The following is a 21,003-nucleotide window of genomic DNA, read 5'->3' as shown; positions in this document are numbered from 1 at the left end:
GTCCTCCAAGTCTGGTTCGGGGTGGGGGTTTCAGTGACCGAGGCCGAGGCCGCCGTCGACGGGCAGCACGGCCCCGTTGACGTAGCCGGCGTCGTCGGAAGCCAGGTACCGCACGGCGGCGGCGATCTCCGACGGCTCGGCGTACCGGCCGGAGGGCACCTGCGCGAGGATCTCCTTCTTGCGGTCCTCGGGCAGTTCGTCGGTCATGTCGGTGTGCACGAAGCCGGGCGCGATGACGTTCGAGGTGATGTTGCGCGAGCCGAGCTCACGGGCCAGCGACCGCGCGAACCCGACCAGGCCGGCCTTGCTCGCCGCGTAGTTCGCCTGCCCGGCCGAGCCGGAAAGGCCGACGACCGAGGAGATGAAGACGAACCGGCCCCACTTGCCGCGCAGCATCCCGCGCGAGGCGCGCTTGGCGACCCGGTAGGCGCCGGTCAGGTTGGCGTTGATGACGCGCTCGAACTGCTCGTCGCTCATCCGCATCAGCAGCGTGTCGTCGGTCAGCCCGGCGTTGGACACCAGCACCTCGACCGGGCCCTGGTGCTCCTCGACGAGCTTGAAGGCGGCGTCGACCTGCTCGGTGTCGGTGACGTCGGCCTGCACCCCGAACAGCCCTTCGGGCGCCCCCGAACCACGGTGCGTGACGGCGACCTGGTGCCCCTGCTCCGCGAGGTCCCGGGCGATCGCCAACCCGATGCCCCGGTTGCCCCCGGTGACCAAGACCGACCGTCCCACAGTGTTCTCCCTCTTCGTCGACCGTGCGCTGATGTCCGGCACGAGGCTATCGGCAGTGCTCCCCTGTCGCGCAGGCGCGCCCGGGGTGGGCCCGACCGTCCTAAGCACGTGTAAGGAACTGCCTCCCGACCTTGCTGGTTACCCGCTGGTTGGTCACCGTGAGTCGCAACACAGGAGGTCGACGATGACAACCCGGATCAGCCCCACCGCCGGTGGGGGCGTGAGCGAAAAGCGCGTGATCGGCAACGTGCTGCGCGGCTCCATCGGCAACCTGGTCGAGTGGTACGACTGGTACGCCTACGCCGCGTTCACCACCTACTTCGCCAAGTCCTTCTTCCCCACCAGCGACACCACCGCGGCGTTCCTGGGGTCCGCCGCCGTGTTCGCGGTCGGGTTCCTCATGCGGCCGCTCGGGGGGTGGCTGCTCGGGCGGATCGCCGACCGGTACGGGCGGCGGAGCGCGCTCGTGCTCTCGGTGACCATGATGGCCGGCGGGTCGGCGCTGATCGCCGTCATCCCCGGCTACCAGACGATCGGGATCGCCGCGCCGATCCTGCTGCTCGTCGCCCGGCTCGTGCAGGGGCTGTCCGTCGGCGGCGAGTACTCCACCTCGGCCACCTACCTGTCCGAAGTGGCCACCCCCGGCAAGCGCGGCTTCTACTCGAGCTTCCAGTACGTGACGCTCTACGGCGGCCAGCTGCTCGCCCTCGGCCTCCAGCTGATCCTCCAGGCCCTGCTGACCGAGCAGCAGCTGAGCGCGTGGGGCTGGCGGATCGCGTTCGGGGTCGGCACGGTCGCCGCGCTCAGCGTGATGTGGCTGCGCCGTGGCATGGACGAGTCGGAGAGCTACGAGCGCGAAGCCAAGGGGAACGATCGCGGCACCCTGCGCGAGCTCGCCAAGTACCCGAAGGAGATCGCGCTCGTCGTCGGCCTGACCCTGGGCGGCACGGTCAGCTTCTACACCTTCGCCACCTACAGCCAGAAGTTCATGGAGAACACCGCGCACATCCCGCGGCGGTCGGTCACCGTGGTCCTCTTCGTGGCGATCCTCGTCGCGGCGATCCTGCAGCCGGTGTTCGGCAGGCTGTCCGACCGGATCGGCCGCCGTCCGCTGCTGCTGTTCTTCGGCATCGGCGGCACCCTGCTCACCGTGCCGATCATGACCGTGCTGGGCTCGACCCGGAACCCGGTCGGCGCGTTCTTCCTCGTCCTGGCCGGGCTCGTCGTGGTCGCCGGGTACACGTCGATCAACGCGATCGTGAAGGCCGAGCTGTTCCCGACGAAGATCCGCGCGCTCGGCGTCGGCCTGCCCTACGCGCTGACTGTCGCGATCTTCAGCGGCACCGCGGAGTTCATCGCACTCGCCCTGAAGAGCGCCGGGCACGAGCAGGTCTTCTTCTGGTACGTCACCGGCACCGTCCTGGTCTCCCTGATCGTCTACGGCACAATGCGGGAAACTTCGAGGACGTCGGAGCTGGAAGAACGCTGACAAGGGGATGACCGTGCGCGTGCTCCTCGTCGAAGACGACGCGGGTGTCGCCGGCGCGCTCGCCGAGTCGCTGCACGCGCGCGGTCATCCCGTCACCAGCGTCGGCCGGGGCGCCGACGCCCTGCACCGCCACCGCGACGCCGACCTCGTGCTCCTGGACCTCGGGCTGCCGGACCTCGACGGGCTGGACGTCCTCCGCAAGATCCGGGCCGTGTCGCCGGTTCCGGTGATCGTCCTGACGGCCCGCGGTGACGAGCGGTCCGTCGTCCGCGGCCTGCGCCTCGGCGCCGACGACTACCTGACCAAGCCGGTGCGGCTCGCCGAGCTGCTGGCCCGCATGGACGCCGTCGTGCGGCGCGCGGTCGCCCGCGAAGCCCCGGCCGGGGACGTCGTGCACGTCGAAGACGTCGAAATCGACCTCGGCGCCCGGCGGGTGCTCGTCGCCGGGCACGACGTCGGGCTCACCACCAAGGAGTTCGAGATCCTCGCCGTGCTGGCGGCCCGCCCGGGCACCGCGGTCAGCCGCCAGCAGCTCATGGACGAGGTCTGGGGTGACGCCTACCTCGCGGTTTCGCGCTCGCTCGACGTCCACCTGACCGGGCTGCGCGCGAAGCTCGACCGGCCGGGCCTGCTCACCACCATCCGCGGGTTCGGCTACCGGCTCGGCCGGGACTGACGCCGTGCGCGCCCGGCTGCTGGTGGTCCTGGTGGCCCTCGCGCTCGCGGTGGTCGCCGCGTTCGCCGTGCCGCTGCTGACCGCCACCGCCGAGCAGCGCACCCAGCAGCTGGTCATCTCCCGCACCGCCGACGTCGACCGGTTCGTCGTGCTGGCCCAGCAGGCCGTCGACACCCGCGACCCGGCGGCCCTCGCCGCCGACGCGGCGCGGTACGCCGGCCTCTACGGCGAAGGCGTGGTCATCGTCGACGCCCGGCGCGTCCCGCTGGTGCAGGCGGGTGGGCTGACCGCGGCCGACCCGGCCGTGCACGCGCTCGTCGAAGCGACCATGCGCAACGAGCCGGCACCGCGCGTCGACGGCCTGTCGCCGTGGTCGGCCGAACCGGCCTACTTCGCGCGCCCGGTCGGCACCGGCACGCGCGTCTCCGGCGTCGTCGTGCTGCGCGCCTCGGTCACGGCGGCGGCCGCGGACGTCGCCACCCGCTGGGGCACCATCGGGGCCGGGGCGCTGCTGGTAGCGGTGGTGTTCGTGCTGCTGGCCGTGGTGCTCGCGCGGTGGATGGTGCGGCCGCTGCACGAGCTGGAGACCGGCGTGCTGGCCGTCGCCGCCGGACACCGCGCGCACGTCCCGGAACGAGCCGGACCCCGCGAGCTGCGGTCGCTGGCCGCCGAGGTCAACCGGATGTCCGAGGCCGTCCTCGAGGCGGCCGACCAGCAGCACCGGCTGGTCGCCGACGCCTCGCACCAGCTGCGGAACCCGATGGCCGCGCTGCGGCTGCGCGTCGACTCGCTCGCCCACCAGGTCGAGGGCGACGGCGCCACCTACCGGGCCACCGTCGCCGAGGTCGAGCGCCTGGAGAAGCTCCTCGACGGACTGCTGGCCCTTGCACTCGCCGAGAGCACGGCGACGCGGGTCGCGGCCGGGGGCACGGACGAGACGTGCGACCTGGCGTCCGTGCTCGCCGAGCGCGTCGACGCCTGGCGCCCGGCCGCCGAAGACGCCGGTTCGGCGCTCGTGCCGCCACCGGGCCACGCCGAGCCGGTCACCGTGCGCTGCCCGGAAGGCGAACTCGCGCAGATCCTCGACGTGCTGCTCGACAACGCCGTCCACTACGCCGGCCGCGGTGCGAAGATCACGACGGACTGGGAAGCCGGGGCGGAGACGGCGACCCTCGTCGTCCGCGACGACGGCCCTGGACTGTCCACTGAGGACCGGGCGCGGGCCACCGAACGGTTCTGGCGCGCGGGTGGCGAAGGCGCCCCGCGCGGCACCGGCCTCGGGCTGGCCATCGCGCACCAGCAGGTGCGCACCCGCGGTGGCGTCCTCGAACTGCGCCAGGCCGAGCCGCACGGCCTCGAAGTCCGCGTCACGCTGCCGGAGGCGCCATGACCATCGCCCGGCGCACCGCCCTGCTCGGCGGCCTCGGCCTCGCGCTGGCCGGGTGTTCGACGTCCGGGTACCGCGGCGCGGAACGGACGGTCACCATCGCGGCCGGCGAGCGCGGCGGCTTCTACCTGGCCTTCGCCGAGCTCCTCGCGGCCGAGCTCAGCCGCGCGGAACCGCTGCTGCACGCCACCGCGGTGCCGACCGAGGCCAGCGTGGCGAACGTCGACCTCGTCCGCCGCGGCCGGGCCGACCTCGGCCTCGCGCTCACCGACGTCGCCCAGACGGCGTTGAACGGCGCTCCCCCGTTCGACGCGAAGGTGCCGCTGCTCGCGCTGGGCCGGGTCTACGAGAACTACCTGCAGCTCGTGGTACGTGCCGACGGGCCGGTGCGCCGCCTGGCCGACCTCGACGGCCGTCCGGTGTCGCTGGGCGCGGGCGGCTCCGGCGCGGCCCAGCTCGGCGAGCGGCTGTTCGCGAAGGCCGGGGTCGCGGTCGACGCCCGGCACCTGCTGTTCGACGACGCCGTCCGCGCGCTGGCCGGCCGCCGGATCGACGCGATGCTGTGGTCCGGCGGCGTGCCGACGCCCAAGCTCACCGAGCTGACCCGCACCACTCCGATCGCCCTGCTGCCCCTCGATTCGGTGGTGCCCGCGCTGCGCGCCGCGTACGGCCCGGTGTACGACCAGGTCCAGGTGCCCGACGGCGCGTACCGCGGGGTCGGCGCGCTGGGCACGATCGGCGTCGCGAACCTGCTCGTCTGCTCCCCCGCACTGCCGGACGACGTCGCCGCGGCGGTGGTCCGGCTGCTCGTCGAACGGGCCACCGCGCTGGTGCCGGCCGAGGCCGTCGGCACGCAGTTCCTCGACGTCCGGACGCTGATCGGCACGCAGCCGGTCCCCCTCCAGCCGGGTGCGGCGGCCGCTTACCGGGCGCTGCACGGCTGAGCGCTAGATTGGGCCGGTGACCGAACCCCGCCGACCGATCGTCGAGATGCCGCTGCGCGTGCGCTACCACGAGTGCGACGGCCAGGGCATCGTCTTCAACGCCCACTACCTGGCCTATGTGGACATGTGCGCGTTCGAGGCGGAGAAGGCCCTGTTCGGTTCGCACGACGAGTTCCTCGCCCACCGCGTCGACGTCGTGGTCGCGGAGGCGAACCTGAAGTTCCGCGCCCCCGCGCGCTACGACGACGAACTCGTCGTTTCGCAGTACCTGAACCACCTCGGCACGACGTCGCTGGTCTTCGACTTCGAGATCCACCGCGGCGAGACGCTCGTGCAGGCGGCGAACGTCCGGTACGTCTTCATCGACCCGGCCACGCTGCGCCCGGCCCCGCCACCCGACGCCGTCCGCAAGGTCTACGCGGCCCTGCTCGAGGGCTGAGCCGTGTTCCGCGTTCTCTTCTACCAGCCCGAAATCCCGCCCAACACCGGCAACGCGATCCGCCTGGCCGCCAACACCGGCTGCGAGCTGCACCTGATCGAGCCGCTCGGCTTCACGTTGGAGGACAAGCAATTGCGCCGGGCAGGGCTCGACTACCACGACCTCGCGCGGGTCCACGTCCACGCTTCCCTCGCCGCGGCGTGGGAAAAGCTGCTGCCGGCGAAGGTGTACGCGTTCAGCGCGTCGGCGACCCGGCTGTACACCGATGTCGCTTACGGGCCGGGCGACGTGCTGATGTTCGGGCCCGAGTCGGTGGGTCTGCCGGCTTCGGTGCAGGAAGCGCCGGAGGTGACCGAGCGCGTCCGGCTGCCGATGCTTCCGACCAGCCGGTCGCTGAACCTGGCCAACACCGCCGCGATCACGGTCTACGAAGCCTGGCGGCAGAACGGCTTCGCGGGTACTTGATCGCCGTCCGGTAGGTTCGCCGGATGCGACAGCAGTTCCTGGGGGCGCTCATCGGCGCCGCGTTCGGCACCGTGTTCGTCCTCGTCAACTCCGGCTCCCCGCTGCCGGCCGCGATCGGCTGGGTGCTGCGGGCCCTCGCCGTTCTCGCGCTCGTGGCGGTGGTGGTCCTCGGCTTCCGTGCGGGCGGGCGGCCCACGCTGGACGGGCGGCCGGTGTTCGGGCCGAGCTACCGCGTGATCGTGATCGGCGAGGTCGTGCTGCTGGTCGCCGGGTTCTTCGTGCTGAACCTGCTCGAAGCGCCGGTGGAGGCGAACGTCGCCTGGATCGCCACGGTCGTCGGGCTCCACTTCGTCGCGCTCGCCTCGGCGTGGAAGACCCGCTCGATCCTGGTCGTCGGCGTGGTGCTGACCGTGCTCGGCGTCGTCGGCTTGGCCCTGCTGGGCGGCGCGCCGGCGTGGGTTCCGTTCGTCAGCGGGGTGCTCTCCGGGGTGACCCTGCTCGGCGGAAGCCTCTACGGCGTCCGCCGAGCCTGAGTCACGGGAGTCTCTGGCCGTAGAACAGGCTGGCCGCCGCGCCGATCATCAGGATCAGCGTGCCCGCGACCAGCCACGGCTTGCTCGCGTCGGCGTCCTTGATCTCGTAGCCGATCTGCTCGCCGAGGTCCGCGTAGACCTTCTTCAGCTCCTCGGCGCTGGCCGCCTTGTAGAAGTCGCCGCCGGAGAGCCGTGCGATCTCGCGCAGCGACTCGTCGTCGACGCTCACCGGCTGGGCCTTGCCGTCGATGTCGACCGAGCCGTGCGTGGTGCCGAACGAGATCGACGAGATCGGGACGCCGGCCTGCTTGGCCGCCTGCGCCGCCGTGTAGCCGCCGCGGGCCGCGTACAGGTCTTCCGGCACCGTCTGCTTGCCGTCGGACATCAGCACTATCCGGGCGGGCGGGGGTCCGTCCGCGCCGCCGACGACGGTGGAGAAGCTCTCCACCGACTGCAGGGCCGCGAAGATGCCCTCACCGGTCGCCGTCGACTGCGCCAGCTTCAGGTTCTCGATCGCCTTGATCACGCCGTTGCGGTCGGTGGTCGGGTTGACCAGCACCGTCGCCGTGCCCGCGAACGAGATCAGGCCCAGGTTGATGCCCGGGGTCATGTTCTGCGCGAACTGCGTCGCCGCGTCCTGGGCCGCCTTCAGCCGCGTCGGGGCGACGTCGGTGGCCTCCATCGACAGCGACACGTCGATCACCAGCAGCACGGTGGCCCGGTTGCGCGGCACCTTCTGCTCGGCGGTCGGCCCGGCCAGCGCCACGGTGAGCAGCAGCAGCGACAGCACGATCAGCACCGCCGGCACGTGCCGGACCCAGCCCTGGCTCTTCGGCGCGACCCGTTCGAGGAGGTCGAGGTTCGCGAACCGCATGGTCCGCTTCCGGCGCGCCCGCTGCGCGAGCACGTACCCGACGGCGACCGCCGCCACCGCGATCAGGAGCAGGAACCACCAAGGCGCGGTGAAGCCCGTCAAACTCACGCCACACCCCCGGACCAGCGGCGCTTGCGGGCGACGACGAACCGCACCATGTCGGCGATCCAGTCGGCGTCCGTGCGCAGCGTCAGGTGGGCCGCACCCGCGCGCCGCAGGCCGGCCGCCACGTGCTGGCGGTGGGCGTGGGCCGCGGCCCCGAACTCCTTGCGCAGCAAGGCCGAAGCGTGCACTTCGCGCTGTTTCCCTGTCTCCGGGTCGGCCAGCACGACGGTGCCCACCTCGGGCAGGTCGACGTCGCGCGGGTCGAGGACTTCGATCGCGATCAGTTCGTGGCGCCCGCCCAGCGCCCGCAGCGGCCGCTCCCACGAGCTGTCGCCCAGGAAGTCGGAGATCACCACGGCCAGGCCGCGCCGCCGCGGCGGACGGCGCAGCGCTTCGAGCGCCTGGGCGAAGTCGCCGCGCGTGCCCTCGGCCGCGCGGGGCGTCTCGGCCAGCTTCCGCACCAAGCCGCGTGCGTGCGCCAGCCCGCCGCGGGCGGGGATGCGGACGGTGTCGGCGCCGGTGGAGATCAGCGCGCCGATCCGGTTGCCGCCGCCCCCGGTGAGGTGGGCGACCGCCGCGACGGCGCAGACCACCAGGTCACGCTTTTCGCACAGCGCCGTGCCGAAGTCGAGGCTCGCCGAGAGGTCGGCGACGACCCACGTCTCCAGCTCGCGGTCGGCCACGGTCTCGCGGATGTGCGGGGTCGTGGTGCGGGCGGTGACCGCCCAGTCCATCCGGCGGACGTCGTCACCGGGCTGGTACGGGCGGGCTTCGCCGGGCTCGGAGCCCGGCCCCGGCACCAGGCCGAGGTGGTTGCCCTGCAGCAGCCCGTCGAGCCGGCGGCGGACGTCGAGCTCCAGGGTCCGGAGCCCGGCCTCCATCCGGTCGCCGCGCAGCACCGGCGGCGCCCACGAAGGGCGATCGCCCTTCTCGTTCTTCGCCATCGCCGGGTTACCTGACCGGCGCGCCCGCCGGGACCGGGCCACCCTGGCCGGTCCCGCCCTGCGGCCGGGCGGAGACCTGCGGCAACGGCACGGTCTGCAGCACGCGCGTGATGATGTGGTCGATCGGCACGCCGTCGGCCAGCGCGTCGTAGGACAGCACGAGCCGGTGGCGCAGCACGTCCGGCACGACGTCGACGACGTCCTGCGGCAGCACGTAGTCGCGCCCGCGGACCAGCGCCAGCGCCCGGGCGGCGGCGATGATGCCGAGGCTCGCGCGCGGCGAGGCACCGTAGGAGACCCAGCCCGCGACGTCGGCGAGGCCGTGCTCGTTCGGCGTCCGGGTGGTCAGCACCAGCCGCACGACGTAGTCGACCAGCGCGTGGTGCACGAACACCTGCGACGCGACGCCCTGCAGCCGGACCAGCTCGGCCGGGCTGAGCACCTCGTGCGGGGTGGGCGGGGTGACGCCCATCCGGTAGATGATCTCGCGCTCCTCCTCGGCGGAGGGGTACTCGACGAGGATCTTGAACAGGAACCGGTCACGCTGCGCTTCCGGCAGCGGGTACACGCCCTCGTTCTCGATCGGGTTCTGGGTGGCCAGCACGAGGAACGGGTCGGGCATCGGGAACGTCTGCCCGCCGATCGACACGTGCCGCTCGGCCATCACCTCGAGCATCGCCGACTGCACCTTGGCGGGCGCGCGGTTGATCTCGTCGGCGAGCACGAAGTTCGCCACGACCGGGCCGAGTTCGACGTCGAACCGCTCCGCGCCCTGGCGGTAGATCCGGGTGCCGAGGATGTCGGCGGGCACCAGGTCGGGCGTGAACTGGACGCGGGAGAACGAGCCCCCGACGACCCGCGCGAACGTCTCGACGGCGAGGGTCTTCGCCACGCCGGGCACGCCTTCGAGCAGCAGGTGGCCCTTGGCCAGCAGGCCGACCAGCATCCGCTCGACCAGGCGGTCCTGGCCGACGATGATCCGCTTGACCTCGAACACGGTCCGCTCCAGCAACTGGGCGTCCCGCGCCGGTGTCGCCTGCTGGCCGTTCCCGCCCTCGGCGTAGCCGGGCTCGGTCACTCTGCCTCCTCGAAAGTTCGTGCGCCGCCCCCGCGACGGTGATCACGCGGTGCGACCGTACTGCGTCCCGCGGACGTTCGTCCGTCCGGCACGCGGACGCACGGCTTGCCCCATCAGTAGCCAACACCTTCCCCGGTGTGACATCTGTGAAGCTGATCCGGTTCCCGGCTCACCGATGCCGCTCGAGGTCCTCCGGCGTGTCGATGTCGTCCGCTTCGCCCCGTTCCGCCGGGACCTCCGCCACCGCCAGCCCGGCCAGCATGCGGCGCAGCGCCGCGTTCTCGACCTCGTCCGGCAACGCCGCCCGCAGCGCCCCCACCCGCCAGGCTCCCAGCAGCCACTGGCGGGCGCCGGCCGCGTCGACGAGGACCGCGCCGTCGCCCTCGCCGATCGCCGCCACCAGGCGGTCCACTGTGGACCGGCGGACGCCCGGGAGGTCGGCGGCCAGCACCGCGACCGCCTCGGCGTCGTCCGGGACGAACGCGAGGCCCGCGGCCAGTGCCGCCACCGGGCCGGTGCCCGGGACCGGTTCGCGGGTCCACACGACGTCGAAGCCGGCGCGCCGGGGGCCGACCACGATCACGCGGACGGCGCCGTCGAGGGCGTGGACCGCGCGGGCCAGCAGCGGCTTGCCGCCCACCGACAGGTCCGGCTTGTCCACACCGGACAGCCTGCGGGCCGAGCCGCCGGCCAGCACGATCCCCGCGTAGCGCATCCGGCGAATCTAGCGGCCTGGCGCGAGCCGGGTGAAGCCCGGCACAATCGAACCGTGTCCTACACCGTCGAACCGCGCGTCGACGCCTACATCGACGGCCTGCCGGGCTGGCAGCAGGCGATCTGCCGGGAAGTCCGCGAGCTGGTCCACGCCGCGGACCCCGAAGTCGTCGAGACCATCAAGCGCACCCGGCAGCCCTACTTCGTGCTCGAGGGCAACATCTGCGCCCTGCTCGCGGCGAAGGACCACGTCAACGTCTTCGTCTACGACGGCGGCATCGTCCCCGACCCCGAGGGCATCATCACGGCCGGGCACGACAACAAGACCGCCCGCACCGTCGCCTTCCGCGAAGGCGAGCCCGTCAACGCGCCCGCGCTCACCGCGATGTTCCGCCAGATCATCGCCAACAACCGGGCCGGCGGCTGGCGCAAGCTCAAGCGCGAGCAAGCCTGACGTCAGCGGCCCAGCACCAGGTAGGCGAGGCCCAGCACGCCCCGGTAGTCCTGGACGTACTGCCGCTGCCGCTCGTCGAGCCACGCCCGGACCTCGCCCGCCCGCGGGTCGGCAGGGTTCGCCAGCAGCCACTCCTGCCACGCCAGCTTCGACGTCGACTCGAAGTCGTCCCATTCCAGCTGGTCGGCCGTGCTGACGTGCAGCACCCGCCAGCCGGCGGCGGCCGCGGCGTCGAGCAGCTCCGGCAGGGTCAGCGTGTCCGGCCCGAAGATCTCCAGCGCCGCCGGGTTCGGCGGGGACGCCCAGAAGCCGTCGCCGTAGAGCACCCGGCCGGCGGGCACCACCGTCGCGAGCCTCGCCAGCGCCGCCTTCGTCGAGCCGAAGGCGTGCGCCGCGCCGATGCAGAACGCCCGGTCGGCGGGACCGTCCCAGGTCGCGGCGTCCGCTTCGGCGAACTCCACCGCCAGGTCCCGTTCGCGAGCCGCCGCCCGGCCGCGCTCGAGCGAAACGCGGTCGGTGTCGACGCCGGTCGCGCGCAGGCCCGGCGCTCGCTCGGCCGCACGCAGCAGCAGCTCGCCCCAGCCGCAGCCGAGGTCGGCGAGGTGCCCCCCGGCCAGGGCCATGCGGTCGAGCAGCAGCGAAGCGTGGGTCTCGGACAGGGGCGTGTTCCAGCGCATCCGCGAGCGCCGCAGCGCGTTCAGTTCGTCGTCCACGCGGCCGATCCTGTCGGCCCGCCCGGCACGGCGTCGAGCGAGTTTCAGCCGATCAAGCGAGTCGCGTACGGCATGATCCCGCCGTAGCGGACCGGCGCGATCCGGACGCGCAGCCCGGACTGCGGGGCCTCGACCATCTGGCCGCCGCCGAGGTAGAGCGCGACGTGGTGGATGCCGCCCGCGCCGCCCCAGAACAGCATGTCGCCGCGGCGCATCTGGGACAGCGGGACCCGCCGCCCCGCCGTGTACTGGTAGCCGCTGTAGTGCGGCAGGCCCTTGACCCCGGCGAAGGCGTAGATCATCAGGCCGGAGCAGTCGAAGCCGATCTTGTTGTAGTCGCCGTAGCGGTCGGCGACGCCGCCGTCGCGGATGCCGCGGGTCGGGCCGCTCGCGTTGCCGCCGCCCCAGGCGTAGGGCAGGCCGATCTTGGACAGCGCCCGGGCGATGACCGCCTCGATGGACGACCCGGCCGGGCCCGCCGCCGGCTTGCTCGCCGGGCGGCCACCGCCGCCGGAGGAGCCGAGCGCGGCTTGACGGGCACGTTCCTCGTCCTCGCGCTGCTTCTCGGCGAGCCAGTCCTGGTAGCGCTGGCGCTGGCCCTGCAGGCCGCTCACCTTGGCCTGCGCGGCGTAGAGCTGCTGCTCGACGTCGGACTTGCTCTTCTCGAGCTGGGTGTTCTGCGTGGCCTGGCTGTCCTGCGCGCTGATCGCCCTGGCCTGCGCGGAGTCCGCGCTCGTCTTGGCCTGGCGGGCGGCGTCCTGCTTCTGCTGCGCGATCTCCGCGGCCTTGCGGGCGGCGGAGTCCTTGTTCGACTTCGCCGTCTGCGCCTGCTGGAGCCGGTCGAGGGCGTTGAGCCGGTCGCCGCCGACGGCGTCGAGCAGCTGCGCGCGGGCCAGCATGTCCTTCGGGCTGTCGGCGCTCAGGTACGCCGAAAGCGAGCCGACCGTGCTCCCCTGCTGGAAGCTCGCGGAGGCGAACGTCTTGAGGTCGTTGCGGGCCTTCTCGATCGCCGCGGCCGCCGCGTCAGCCTCGGTGCGCGCCGCCTTCGCGTCGTTCTCGGCCTGCGCCGCCGCGTCCTGCGCGGACTGCAGGTCGACCAGGGCCTTGTTGGCCTCTTCCTGCTTGAGCTCGACGTCGTCCTGCAGCTGCGACAGCTTCTGCTCGGCCTGGGCCAGCTGGTTGGTCAGCCGGCCGACTTCACCCGCTTTCGCGTTGGCGTCGGCCTTGCTGTTGCTCAGGTCGGAGTCGCTGGGATTGGGCGGCGGCGGGGGCGCCGCGAGGCCGGTGCCCCCGGCGCCGAACAAGATCACCAAGGTGAGCGCGCTCACGGTGAGTCCACGGCGGCCGCGCGGCACCTCCGAAATCCGACGCCGTCCCGCCACGACCGCCCACCTCCGCTCACCTGCGCACATCGCGCGTCACTGCAGTCACACCACTATCACAAGCATCACCGGAAACTTACACACCGTAGGCACCAATTCCCCTCATTGAGGGACCCCCGTCGCGGATGGCGCAGCCCACACCGCGTGTCGTCTTGTCCGTTAAACAGGACACGCGTACTGTTTGGGGTACCGCGAGGTGTGCCATCCCGAATCCGGTCCTACGGTGGGGGTGCGCAAGACTCGCCACCACCGAACCCGACCGAACTGACCCGGGACTCGACCGCCGCACCGGCGCGGAAGTCCACGCCACTGGAGTTAGACGTGACCGCACCTGCCAGCAAGGACAGCTTCGGCGCCAAAGACACGCTGAAGGTGGGAGACGCCTCGTACGAGGTCTTCCGCTTGAACAAGGTCGAGGGCGCCGAGCGCCTGCCGTACAGCCTCAAGATCCTGCTCGAGAACCTGCTGCGCACCGAGGACGGCGCGAACATCACCGCCGACCACATCCGCGCGCTGAGCTCGTGGGACCCGAAGGCCGACCCGTCGATCGAAATCCAGTTCACGCCCGCCCGCGTGATCATGCAGGACTTCACCGGCGTCCCCTGCGTCGTCGACCTCGCCACCATGCGCGAGGCTGTCACCGACCTCGGCGGCGACCCCGACAAGGTCAACCCGCTGGCCCCGGCCGAGCTGGTCATCGACCACTCGGTGATCATCGACGTCTTCGGCCGCGCCGACGCCTTCGAGCGCAACGTCGAGATCGAGTACGAGCGCAACCGCGAGCGCTACCAGTTCCTGCGCTGGGGCCAGGGCGCCTTCGACGAGTTCAAGGTCGTCCCGCCGGGCACCGGCATCGTGCACCAGGTCAACATCGAGCACCTCGCGCGCACGGTGATGTCCCGCAACGGCCAGGCCTACCCCGACTCCTGCGTCGGCACCGACTCGCACACCACCATGGTCAACGGCCTGGGCGTGCTGGGCTGGGGCGTCGGCGGCATCGAGGCCGAGGCGGCCATGCTGGGCCAGCCGGTGTCGATGCTCATCCCGCGCGTCGTCGGCTTCAAGCTGACCGGCGAGATCCCGGCCGGCGTCACTGCCACCGACGTGGTGCTCACCATCACCGAGATGCTGCGCAAGCACGGCGTGGTCGGCAAGTTCGTCGAGTTCTACGGCGAGAGCGTGGGCGCGGTGCCGCTGGCCAACCGCGCCACCATCGGCAACATGAGCCCGGAGTTCGGCTCCACCGCGGCGATCTTCCCGATCGACGAGGAGACCGTCCGCTACCTCAAGCTGACCGGCCGCTCGGCCGAGCAGGTCGCGCTGGTCGAGGCCTACGCCAAGGAGCAGGGCCTCTGGCACGACCCGTCGCGCGAGGCGTCCTACTCCGAGTACCTCGAGCTGGACCTGTCGACGGTCGTCCCGTCGATCGCCGGCCCGAAGCGCCCGCAGGACCGCATCGAGCTGTCGGACGCGAAGTCGTCGTTCCGCAAGTCGATCCACGACTACGTGAACGGCGAGCAGGAGACCCCGCACACCAAGGTCGACGAGGCCGTCGAGGAGACCTTCCCGGCGTCCGACCCGGCCGCACTGACGTTCGCGGACGAGGACTCGGTCGACCTCCAGTCGGCGGCCAACGGCGGCAGCGGCCGCCCGTCCAAGCCGGTCAAGGTGTCCAGCGCGGACCGCGGCGAGTTCGTCCTCGACCACGGCGCCGTGGTGATCGCCTCGATCACCTCCTGCACCAACACCTCGAACCCGTCGGTCATGCTCGGCGCCGCGCTGCTCGCGCGCAACGCCGTCGACAAGGGCCTGTCGGTCAAGCCGTGGGTCAAGACGTCGATGGCGCCGGGCTCGCAGGTCGTCACCGACTACTACACCAAGGCCAACCTGTGGCCGTACCTGGAGAAGCTGGGCTACCACCTGGTCGGCTACGGCTGCACCACGTGCATCGGCAACTCCGGCCCGCTCTCGGACGAGATCTCCGCGGCCATCCAGGAGAACGACCTCACCGCGGTCTCGGTGCTCTCGGGCAACCGGAACTTCGAAGGCCGGATCAACCCCGACGTGAAGATGAACTACCTCGCGTCGCCGCCGCTGGTCATCGCCTACGCGCTGGCCGGCACGATGGACTTCGACTTCGCGTCCCAGCCGCTGGGTCAGGACACCGACGGCAACGACGTCTTCCTCAAGGACATCTGGCCGACGGCGCAGGAGATCCAGGAGACCATCGACTACGCGATCACGCAGGAGATGTTCACCAAGGACTACGCGGACGTCTTCGACGGCGGTGAGCGCTGGAAGTCGCTGCCGACGCCGGAGGGCAAGACCTTCGAGTGGGACGCCGAGTCCACCTACGTCCGGAAGCCCCCGTACTTCGAGGGCATGACGCCGGAGCCCTCGGCGGTCACCGACATCTCGGGCGCGCGCGTGCTGGCGAAGCTGGGCGACTCGGTCACCACCGACCACATCTCCCCGGCCGGCGCGATCAAGCCGGGCACCCCGGCCGCGCAGTACCTGACCGAGCACGGCGTGGAGAAGAAGGACTTCAACTCCTACGGCTCGCGGCGCGGCAACCACGAGGTGATGATCCGCGGCACGTTCGCGAACATCCGGCTGCGCAACCAGCTCCTGGACGACGTGCAGGGCGGCTACACCCGCGACTTCACGCAGGAGGGCGCCCCGCAGGCGTTCATCTACGACGCGGCCCAGAACTACGCGGCGGCGGGCACCCCGCTGGTCGTGCTGGGCGGCAAGGAGTACGGCTCGGGTTCGTCGCGCGACTGGGCGGCCAAGGGCACGTCGCTGCTGGGCGTCCGCGCGGTGATCACCGAGTCGTTCGAGCGCATCCACCGCTCGAACCTGATCGGCATGGGCGTCATCCCGCTGCAGTTCCCGCTGGGCGAGTCGGCCTCGTCGCTCGGCCTCGACGGCACCGAGACGTTCGACATCTCCGGCATCACCAAGCTGAACGACGGCGAGACCCCGCGCACCGTGCACGTCACCGCCACCAAGGCGGACGGCGCCAAGGTCGAGTTCGAGGCGGACGTCCGCATCGACACCCCGGGTGAGGCGGACTACTACCGCAACGGCGGCATCCTGCAGTACGTGCTGCGGAAGATGACGCAGGCGTAAGGGTTTTCCGTGACGAAGGCCTCCCCGCTCTCGCGAGCGGGGAGGCCTTTCTCATGCGGGCACCGCGTCCCACCGCACGCTCGACACCGACGGCTCCAGCGAAAGCCGCGAAACCGCCGCTTCCATCTGGGCGTCGTCGCGCTGGTCGCCGATCAGCTCGGCGCGGACCTCGACCGTGCGGTCCTCGAGGTCGGTGCTCAGCACCGACAGCAGGCGGAAGTCCGTGCGGGTCAACGACTGCACCAGCAGCGCGCGGACGTGGGCCTCGGTCGCGTCGCGCGTGACGGCCTGGAAGGCGTACTTCGTCGGCGTCTCCTCCCCCGTGTCCGGGCGGCGGTCGACGACGCGGCCGAGCGGGCGCAGCACCACGTTCACCCCCACCACGACCGCCGTGCCGGCCACCGCGACCGCGTACAGCCCCGCGCCGGAGAGGGCGCCGACCGCGGCCGAGCACCACAGCGTGGCCGCCGTGTTGAGGCCGCGGACGTTGAGGCCGTCGCGCATGATCACCCCGGCACCGAGGAACCCGATGCCCGAGACGATCTGCGCGGCGACGCGCGTCGGGTCGGCGTCACCGCTCGACGCCAGCCCGCCGAAGCCGTGTGCCGACAGCAGCACGAAGAGGGTCGCCCCGACGGCGACCAGCGCGTTGGTGCGCAGCCCGGCCAGCCGGGCCCGGAACTGGCGCTCGATCCCGATGACGGCACCCAGGCCGACCCCGGCGCCGACGCGCAGCAGCATTTCGAAGATGGTCATGATCCGGCTCTTTTCCGGCGTGCGCGCACTGCCGGACAGGGGGCGGCCGGACGTCAGCCCCGCCGGAAACCCCCGGTGAGCGCGCGCCTGGCCGTCCGATGACTGTCCGCTGGCATGTGCCGCTCACCTCGCTTCCGCACTCGTGGTCGATCAAGCCCCGCAACCGTACCGGACGCGAAAAGGCCGGGGCGACGTTCGCTGCGTCACCCCGGCCTTCCCGTGGCTCAGCCCTGGGCGCCCGCCGTCTCGAACGGCTGGACGTTCGGCTGGAACACCTGGCCGCTCGCCGGCGCCTTGAGGTCGATCAGGTAGTCGGCCACGGCCTTGTCGACGCCGAGGGCGTCACCGAGGATGCAGTGACCGAACGCGTCGACCGACAGCAGCCGGGCGTTGCCCAGCTCGTTCGCCATCCGCTGGGCGAACTTGTACTGCGTCGCCGGGTCGTAGTAGTTGCCGACCACGACGACCGGGACGTCGGTCTTCGCCCGCCACGGGCCGCGGTAGACGTCCGGCTTCTTCGCCGGCCACACCGGGCAGCCCGCGGTGTCGGCGAACGCCTGGTAGCGGCCGAAGGTGCGCGATTCGCGCTCCCACTGGGCCGCGATCCCCGGCACCTGGTCCTGCTTGATCCGGAACGGCTTGTCCGAGCAGTTGACCGCGAAGTACGAGTCGTCGCTGGTGTAGGGGCTGTCCGGGTTCTGGTCGGCCAGGCCCTGCTTGCCGGGGGTGAGCGCCTTCAGCGGCTTGGCCTGCAGCGCCTGCGCCTGCGCGCCCGCCGGGTGGATGGCGGTGTAGAGCGCCTGCAGGTCCTCGGCCAGGCCGGGGAACGCCGACGGCGAGTACAGGACGCTCGAAACGCCGCCGGTGAACTGGTTGATGTCGACCGTGCCGCCGCCGGGGACGGTGATCGGCTGCTTGCGCAGGTACTCGCGGAGCTCGTCGAACTTCGCCCGCGGGGTGCCGTCGCTGAACGCGCACTTCGCGCCGACCTGGTCGCAGCGCTTGAGGAAACCGTCGAGGGCGATTTCGAAGCCCTGCGCGCGTTCCCGGTCGTACTGGACGCCGTCGCTGGTGCGCAGCGCCGGGTCGACGTTGCCGTCGATCACGATGGCCCGCGACTGCTTCGGGAACATCGCGGCGTAGGTCGACCCGATCAGCGTGCCGTAGGAGAAGCCGACGTAGCTCAGCTTCTGGTCGCCGACCGCCGCGCGCAGCGTGTCGAGGTCGCGCACGACGTCCTTGGTGGACATGTGGTTGAGCAGCGAACCCGCGTTGTTCTTGCAGAACTGCCCGTAGTCGCGGTAGCTGGCGAGCGTCCCGGAGATCTCGGTGCGCGACAGCGGCACCGGGATCTGCGCGGCGAAGACCTCGTCCGCGTCCTCCTGGGTGGTGAAGCAGCGCAGCGGGTTGCTCTGGCCGACCCCGCGCGGGTCGAACCCGACGAGGTCGAAGCGGTCGAGCACCTGCGGCTGGAAGTAGAACTGGCCGCTGATCGGCATCCGCAGGCCGGACCCGCCGGGTCCGCCGGGGTTGAGGAACAGCGAGCCGACGCGCTGGTCCGGCGTGCGGGCCGCGCGCTTGAGCAAGGCGATGTCGATCGTGCCGAGCGTGGCGTTGTCGTGGTCGATCGGGACGCGGTAGCGGGCGCAGCTGTAGTACTTGACCTGGTCCGCGGGCACCCCGGCGAGGGTGGCCGCCGGGCAGGTGCCCCAGTTCGGCGCGGCGGTCGCCCCGACGACCGCCGGCTTGACCGCGGCTTCGGTGGCCGCCGCGGCGGTACCCGCCGTCCCGGCGGTGCCGAGCCCGGCCACCAGCGCTCCGACCAGCGCGAACGAGCGTATCCGGCCTCTGGTGGATCTCCGCAAGACGTCTCCTCCCTAGGTCACGCATCCACCGCGCGTCCAGGACGTCACGGCGCGTTACCCGGGAGAGACTGGCACAAACCGGCGAAAGCCGTCACCGGCCGAAAGGATGGTGGGCACCTACCCGACGACCCGGGTGAGGAGGAAAACCGGCAACGGGCGCCCGGCTTCCCGCTGCTCCATCGCGTACCCCGGCCAGAACTCCAGCAGCTCGCGCCACATCGCCTCGTACTCCCCGCCGGTCAGCTCCCGCGCGACGACCTCGACGGGACGTCCGGCCAGCGCGACCCCGGCCTTCGGGTCGGCGCGCAGGTTCAGCGCCCACGCGGGGTCGTGCTGACGGCCCCAGTTGGAGGCCGTCAGCACGAAGTCGGCACCGTGCGGGTAGTAGAGCAGGTTGGTGCTGCGGGCCAGCCCGCTCTTGCGGCCCGTGGTCGTGAGGCGCAGCGACGGCAGCCCGGCGAGCGCCACGAGGCTCACCCGGCCGCCGAACGCCTTGTGCAGTTTCTTGTCCGCCCACACGACGAACCGCGCGGTGCGCATCAGCCACGGCTTCGTGCCGACGGCCCGGGCCAGTGCCCGGAGAGGATTAGCCACGCACAGATCTTGCCAGGCTCACCCCGAACCGCTGCTGGGAGTCGGTCCACCAGTGCGCCAGCTCGAACCCGGCCGCGGCCAGCTCCGCCTCGACGCCGGACGGCCGGAATTTCGCCGAGATCTCCGTGCGGATGTGCTCGCCTTCGGCGAAGGTCACCGTGAGGCCGGCGCCCGGGATCTCGACGGTGAGCGCGCGCCGGGCCCGCAGGCGCATCTCGATCCACTCGTTTTCCGCGTCCCAGTGCGAGACGTGGTCGAACTCGTCGGTGTCGAAGTTCGCGCCGAGCCGCGCGTTGATCACCCGCAGCACGTTCTTGTCGAACTCCGCCGTCACGCCCGCGGCGTCGTCGTAGGCGCGTTCGAGGATGCCCGCGTCCTTGACCAGGTCGGTGCCGAGGAGCAGCCACTCCCCTTCGTCGAGGACCTCCCGCACGGACCGCAGGAAGGCCGCGCGCTCGGCGGGCAGGAAGTTGCCGATGGTGCCGCCGAGGAACGCCACCACCCGGGGCTGGCCCCCGGGCAGCAGGGCCAGGTGCTGGGTGAAGTCGCCGACGACGCCGCGGACCGTCAGCCCCGGGTAGTCCGCCGAGATCGCCTCGGCGGCATCGGCGAGCGCCGACTCGGACACGTCCAGCGGGACGAACGCCTCCAGCGTGCCGTGCGCGGTGAGCGCGTCGAGCAGCAGGCGGGTCTTCTCGCTCGACCCCGAGCCCAGCTCGACGAGCGTGTGCGCGCCGGACAGCCGGGCGACGTCGCCGGCGTGCGCGGCCAGCACCTCGCGCTCGCTGCGGGTCGGGTAGTACTCCGGCAGCTGGGTGATCTTCTCGAACAGCTCGCTGCCTTCGGCGTCGTAGAACCACTTGGGCGGCAGCCACTTCCGCTCCGCGGTGAGCCCGGCGACGACGTCCGCGCGCAGTTCCGCGGTGACGGCGTCGCCGGAGCGGTGGTGGTCGAGATCGACTTCGGTCATGGGTTCTCCTGGGTCAGGGGAAGCAGTTCGACGCCGGCCGCGGTGGCGCGCACGGCGTGGTGGTCGGGGACGGGCCGCCAGCGCGGATCGCCGTCACAGGGTTCGGAGGACAGCAGCACGCCGGCCGGTGTTTCCAGCACTGACAACGCGTGCGTCCAAGCGGTGCCGATCAGCGTTTCGCCGTCGGTGAGCAGGAAGTTGAGCCGCGAGCCGGGCGCGGCGGCGTCCACAGTGGTCACCAGCCACGTCACCGCTTCGAGGGGATCCTCGCCGGTGGCGAGCCTCGCGCGCAGCAACGCCCAGAGCACCGCCGAGTCCGTCGGCGCCTCCAGGGTCAGCAGTTCGGTGACGGGCAGGGTCTTGGCCAGTTCGGCCAGGGATCCCGGCCAGCCGCGGACGACGCCGTTGTGGCTGAACAGCAGGCGGCCCTCGGTGAACGGCGCCGCGGCCGCCTCGGTCACCGGCATGCCGGTGGTGCCGTTGCGGACCGCGGCGACGAACGCGCCCGAGGTCACCGCCGCGGCGAGCGGCGGCAGCGTCTCGTCCGTCCACAAGGGAGTCGAGCGGCGGTGGCGCAGCGGCGGCGAGCCCGGGCCGGGGTACCACCCCAGCCCGAACCCGTCGGCGTTCACCGAGCCGCCGCCGCGCATGTCCGCCGGCGCGTAGGACTGCACCAGCAGCGAATGCGGGGCGCGGAAGAGCACCTCGGCGGGCGAAACCGGCTCGCCGAGGTAGCCGATGTGGCGGCACATGC

General features: G+C 71.9%; 21 protein-coding genes. 9 read left to right on the top strand and 12 right to left on the bottom strand.

The window, feature by feature from the left end; translation table 11 throughout:
- Positions 1-30 precede the first annotated feature (30 nt).
- Positions 31-735 (bottom strand): 3-oxoacyl-ACP reductase FabG, encoded by a 705-nt coding sequence (gene fabG / locus SD460_RS24405; protein WP_318306780.1) that lies wholly within the window; start codon positions 733-735, stop codon positions 31-33.
- Positions 736-919: 184 nt separating this feature from the next.
- Here fabG and SD460_RS24400 point away from each other — a divergent pair, with 184 nt between their 5' ends.
- The 7 genes from SD460_RS24400 to SD460_RS24370 are packed head-to-tail and all read left to right on the top strand — an operon-like array spanning position 920 to position 6,668.
- Positions 920-2,224: an MFS transporter gene (locus SD460_RS24400; protein WP_290060668.1), complete on the top strand. Its 1,305-nt coding sequence runs from the start codon at positions 920-922 to the stop codon at positions 2,222-2,224.
- A gap of 7 nt (positions 2,225-2,231) precedes the next feature.
- Positions 2,232-2,900: a response regulator transcription factor gene (locus tag SD460_RS24395; RefSeq protein WP_318306779.1), complete on the top strand. Its 669-nt coding sequence runs from the start codon at positions 2,232-2,234 to the stop codon at positions 2,898-2,900.
- 4 nt (positions 2,901-2,904) lie between these two features.
- Positions 2,905-4,290: a sensor histidine kinase gene (locus tag SD460_RS24390; protein ID WP_290060665.1), complete on the top strand. Its 1,386-nt coding sequence runs from the start codon at positions 2,905-2,907 to the stop codon at positions 4,288-4,290.
- Complete coding sequence (locus tag SD460_RS24385; protein WP_290060664.1) at positions 4,287-5,231, top strand: TAXI family TRAP transporter solute-binding subunit; 945 nt, start codon at positions 4,287-4,289, stop codon at positions 5,229-5,231. The genes SD460_RS24390 and SD460_RS24385 overlap by 4 nt, the downstream gene beginning before the upstream one ends.
- A gap of 16 nt (positions 5,232-5,247) precedes the next feature.
- Positions 5,248-5,670 (top strand): acyl-CoA thioesterase, encoded by a 423-nt coding sequence (locus tag SD460_RS24380; RefSeq protein ID WP_290060663.1) that lies wholly within the window; start codon positions 5,248-5,250, stop codon positions 5,668-5,670.
- Between the two features lie 3 nt (positions 5,671-5,673).
- Complete coding sequence (locus SD460_RS24375) at positions 5,674-6,135, top strand: tRNA (cytidine(34)-2'-O)-methyltransferase (RefSeq protein ID WP_290060662.1); 462 nt, start codon at positions 5,674-5,676, stop codon at positions 6,133-6,135.
- Between the two features lie 23 nt (positions 6,136-6,158).
- Complete coding sequence (locus tag SD460_RS24370; protein ID WP_290060661.1) at positions 6,159-6,668, top strand: hypothetical protein; 510 nt, start codon at positions 6,159-6,161, stop codon at positions 6,666-6,668.
- Position 6,669: 1 nt separating this feature from the next.
- On the opposite strand, the gene SD460_RS24365 is transcribed toward SD460_RS24370, so the two are convergent.
- The 4 genes from SD460_RS24365 to mobA all read right to left on the bottom strand — a co-directional run bounded on the left by SD460_RS24365 (position 6,670) and on the right by mobA (position 10,384).
- Positions 6,670-7,650: a VWA domain-containing protein gene (locus SD460_RS24365; RefSeq protein ID WP_290060660.1), complete on the bottom strand. Its 981-nt coding sequence runs from the start codon at positions 7,648-7,650 to the stop codon at positions 6,670-6,672.
- Complete coding sequence (locus tag SD460_RS24360) at positions 7,647-8,591, bottom strand: DUF58 domain-containing protein (protein WP_290060658.1); 945 nt, start codon at positions 8,589-8,591, stop codon at positions 7,647-7,649. Before SD460_RS24360 ends, SD460_RS24365 begins: the two co-directional genes overlap by 4 nt.
- 7 nt (positions 8,592-8,598) lie before the next feature.
- A complete protein-coding gene (locus SD460_RS24355; protein ID WP_290060657.1) occupies positions 8,599-9,669 on the bottom strand; it encodes an AAA family ATPase in 1,071 nt (356 codons plus the stop codon).
- 169 nt (positions 9,670-9,838) lie between these two features.
- Entirely contained in the window at positions 9,839-10,384 is a 546-nt protein-coding gene (gene mobA / locus SD460_RS24350; RefSeq protein ID WP_318306778.1) for a molybdenum cofactor guanylyltransferase, read from the bottom strand.
- Positions 10,385-10,438: 54 nt separating this feature from the next.
- Here mobA and SD460_RS24345 point away from each other — a divergent pair, with 54 nt between their 5' ends.
- The gene (locus tag SD460_RS24345) at positions 10,439-10,837 is read left to right on the top strand and encodes a DUF1801 domain-containing protein (RefSeq protein WP_290059800.1); all 399 of its coding nucleotides are present in this window, start codon (positions 10,439-10,441) and stop codon (positions 10,835-10,837) included.
- 2 nt (positions 10,838-10,839) lie between these two features.
- Here SD460_RS24345 and SD460_RS24340 read toward each other — a convergent pair whose 3' ends face one another.
- Positions 10,840-11,550 carry a methyltransferase domain-containing protein gene (locus SD460_RS24340; protein ID WP_290059799.1) on the bottom strand — a complete coding sequence of 237 codons (711 nt, stop codon included), beginning with the start codon at positions 11,548-11,550 and terminating at the stop codon, positions 10,840-10,842.
- Positions 11,551-11,594: 44 nt separating this feature from the next.
- Complete coding sequence (locus SD460_RS24335; protein ID WP_318307207.1) at positions 11,595-12,905, bottom strand: NlpC/P60 family protein; 1,311 nt, start codon at positions 12,903-12,905, stop codon at positions 11,595-11,597.
- 348 nt (positions 12,906-13,253) lie between these two features.
- Here SD460_RS24335 and acnA point away from each other — a divergent pair, with 348 nt between their 5' ends.
- Positions 13,254-16,064 (top strand): aconitate hydratase AcnA, encoded by a 2,811-nt coding sequence (acnA, locus tag SD460_RS24330; RefSeq protein ID WP_290059797.1) that lies wholly within the window; start codon positions 13,254-13,256, stop codon positions 16,062-16,064.
- Positions 16,065-16,115: 51 nt separating this feature from the next.
- Here acnA and SD460_RS24325 read toward each other — a convergent pair whose 3' ends face one another.
- From SD460_RS24325 to egtC, 5 genes are all read right to left on the bottom strand, one after another.
- Entirely contained in the window at positions 16,116-16,820 is a 705-nt protein-coding gene (locus SD460_RS24325; protein WP_290059795.1) for an MgtC/SapB family protein, read from the bottom strand.
- 224 nt (positions 16,821-17,044) lie between these two features.
- Complete coding sequence (locus SD460_RS24320) at positions 17,045-18,661, bottom strand: alpha/beta hydrolase (protein ID WP_318307206.1); 1,617 nt, start codon at positions 18,659-18,661, stop codon at positions 17,045-17,047.
- A 141-nt stretch (positions 18,662-18,802) separates the two neighbouring features.
- Positions 18,803-19,225, bottom strand: coding sequence for a nitroreductase family deazaflavin-dependent oxidoreductase (locus SD460_RS24315; protein ID WP_290059805.1), 423 nt, complete (start codon positions 19,223-19,225; stop codon positions 18,803-18,805).
- Between the two features lie 46 nt (positions 19,226-19,271).
- Complete coding sequence (gene egtD / locus SD460_RS24310) at positions 19,272-20,249, bottom strand: L-histidine N(alpha)-methyltransferase (RefSeq protein WP_290059793.1); 978 nt, start codon at positions 20,247-20,249, stop codon at positions 19,272-19,274.
- Entirely contained in the window at positions 20,246-21,001 is a 756-nt protein-coding gene (gene egtC, locus SD460_RS24305; protein ID WP_290059791.1) for an ergothioneine biosynthesis protein EgtC, read from the bottom strand. Before egtC ends, egtD begins: the two co-directional genes overlap by 4 nt.
- Between the last annotated feature and the right edge of the window lie 2 nt (positions 21,002-21,003).

Source organism: Amycolatopsis solani (assembly GCF_033441515.1).
Taxonomy (GTDB): Bacteria; Actinomycetota; Actinomycetes; order Mycobacteriales; family Pseudonocardiaceae; genus Amycolatopsis; species Amycolatopsis solani.
The sequence above is the reverse complement of the archived record's forward strand: the minus strand, read 5'-3'. Positions and strand labels throughout refer to the sequence as shown.

Excerpts from the sequence above, each read along its gene's own strand:
- SD460_RS24400 (WP_290060668.1), top strand. The coding sequence starts at position 920 with ATGACAACCCGGATCAGCCCCACCGCCGGTGGGGGCGTGAGCGAAAAG.
- SD460_RS24395 (WP_318306779.1), top strand. The coding sequence starts at position 2,232 with ATGACCGTGCGCGTGCTCCTCGTCGAAGACGACGCGGGTGTCGCCGGC.
- SD460_RS24385 (WP_290060664.1), top strand. The coding sequence starts at position 4,287 with ATGACCATCGCCCGGCGCACCGCCCTGCTCGGCGGCCTCGGCCTCGCG.
- SD460_RS24370 (WP_290060661.1), top strand. The coding sequence starts at position 6,159 with ATGCGACAGCAGTTCCTGGGGGCGCTCATCGGCGCCGCGTTCGGCACC.
- SD460_RS24360 (WP_290060658.1), bottom strand. The coding sequence starts at position 8,591 with ATGGCGAAGAACGAGAAGGGCGATCGCCCTTCGTGGGCGCCGCCGGTG.
- mobA (WP_318306778.1), bottom strand. The coding sequence starts at position 10,384 with ATGCGCTACGCGGGGATCGTGCTGGCCGGCGGCTCGGCCCGCAGGCTG.
- SD460_RS24325 (WP_290059795.1), bottom strand. The coding sequence starts at position 16,820 with ATGACCATCTTCGAAATGCTGCTGCGCGTCGGCGCCGGGGTCGGCCTG.
- SD460_RS24315 (WP_290059805.1), bottom strand. The coding sequence starts at position 19,225 with ATGCGCACCGCGCGGTTCGTCGTGTGGGCGGACAAGAAACTGCACAAG.
- egtD (WP_290059793.1), bottom strand. The coding sequence starts at position 20,249 with ATGACCGAAGTCGATCTCGACCACCACCGCTCCGGCGACGCCGTCACC.
- egtC (WP_290059791.1), bottom strand. The coding sequence starts at position 21,001 with ATGTGCCGCCACATCGGCTACCTCGGCGAGCCGGTTTCGCCCGCCGAG.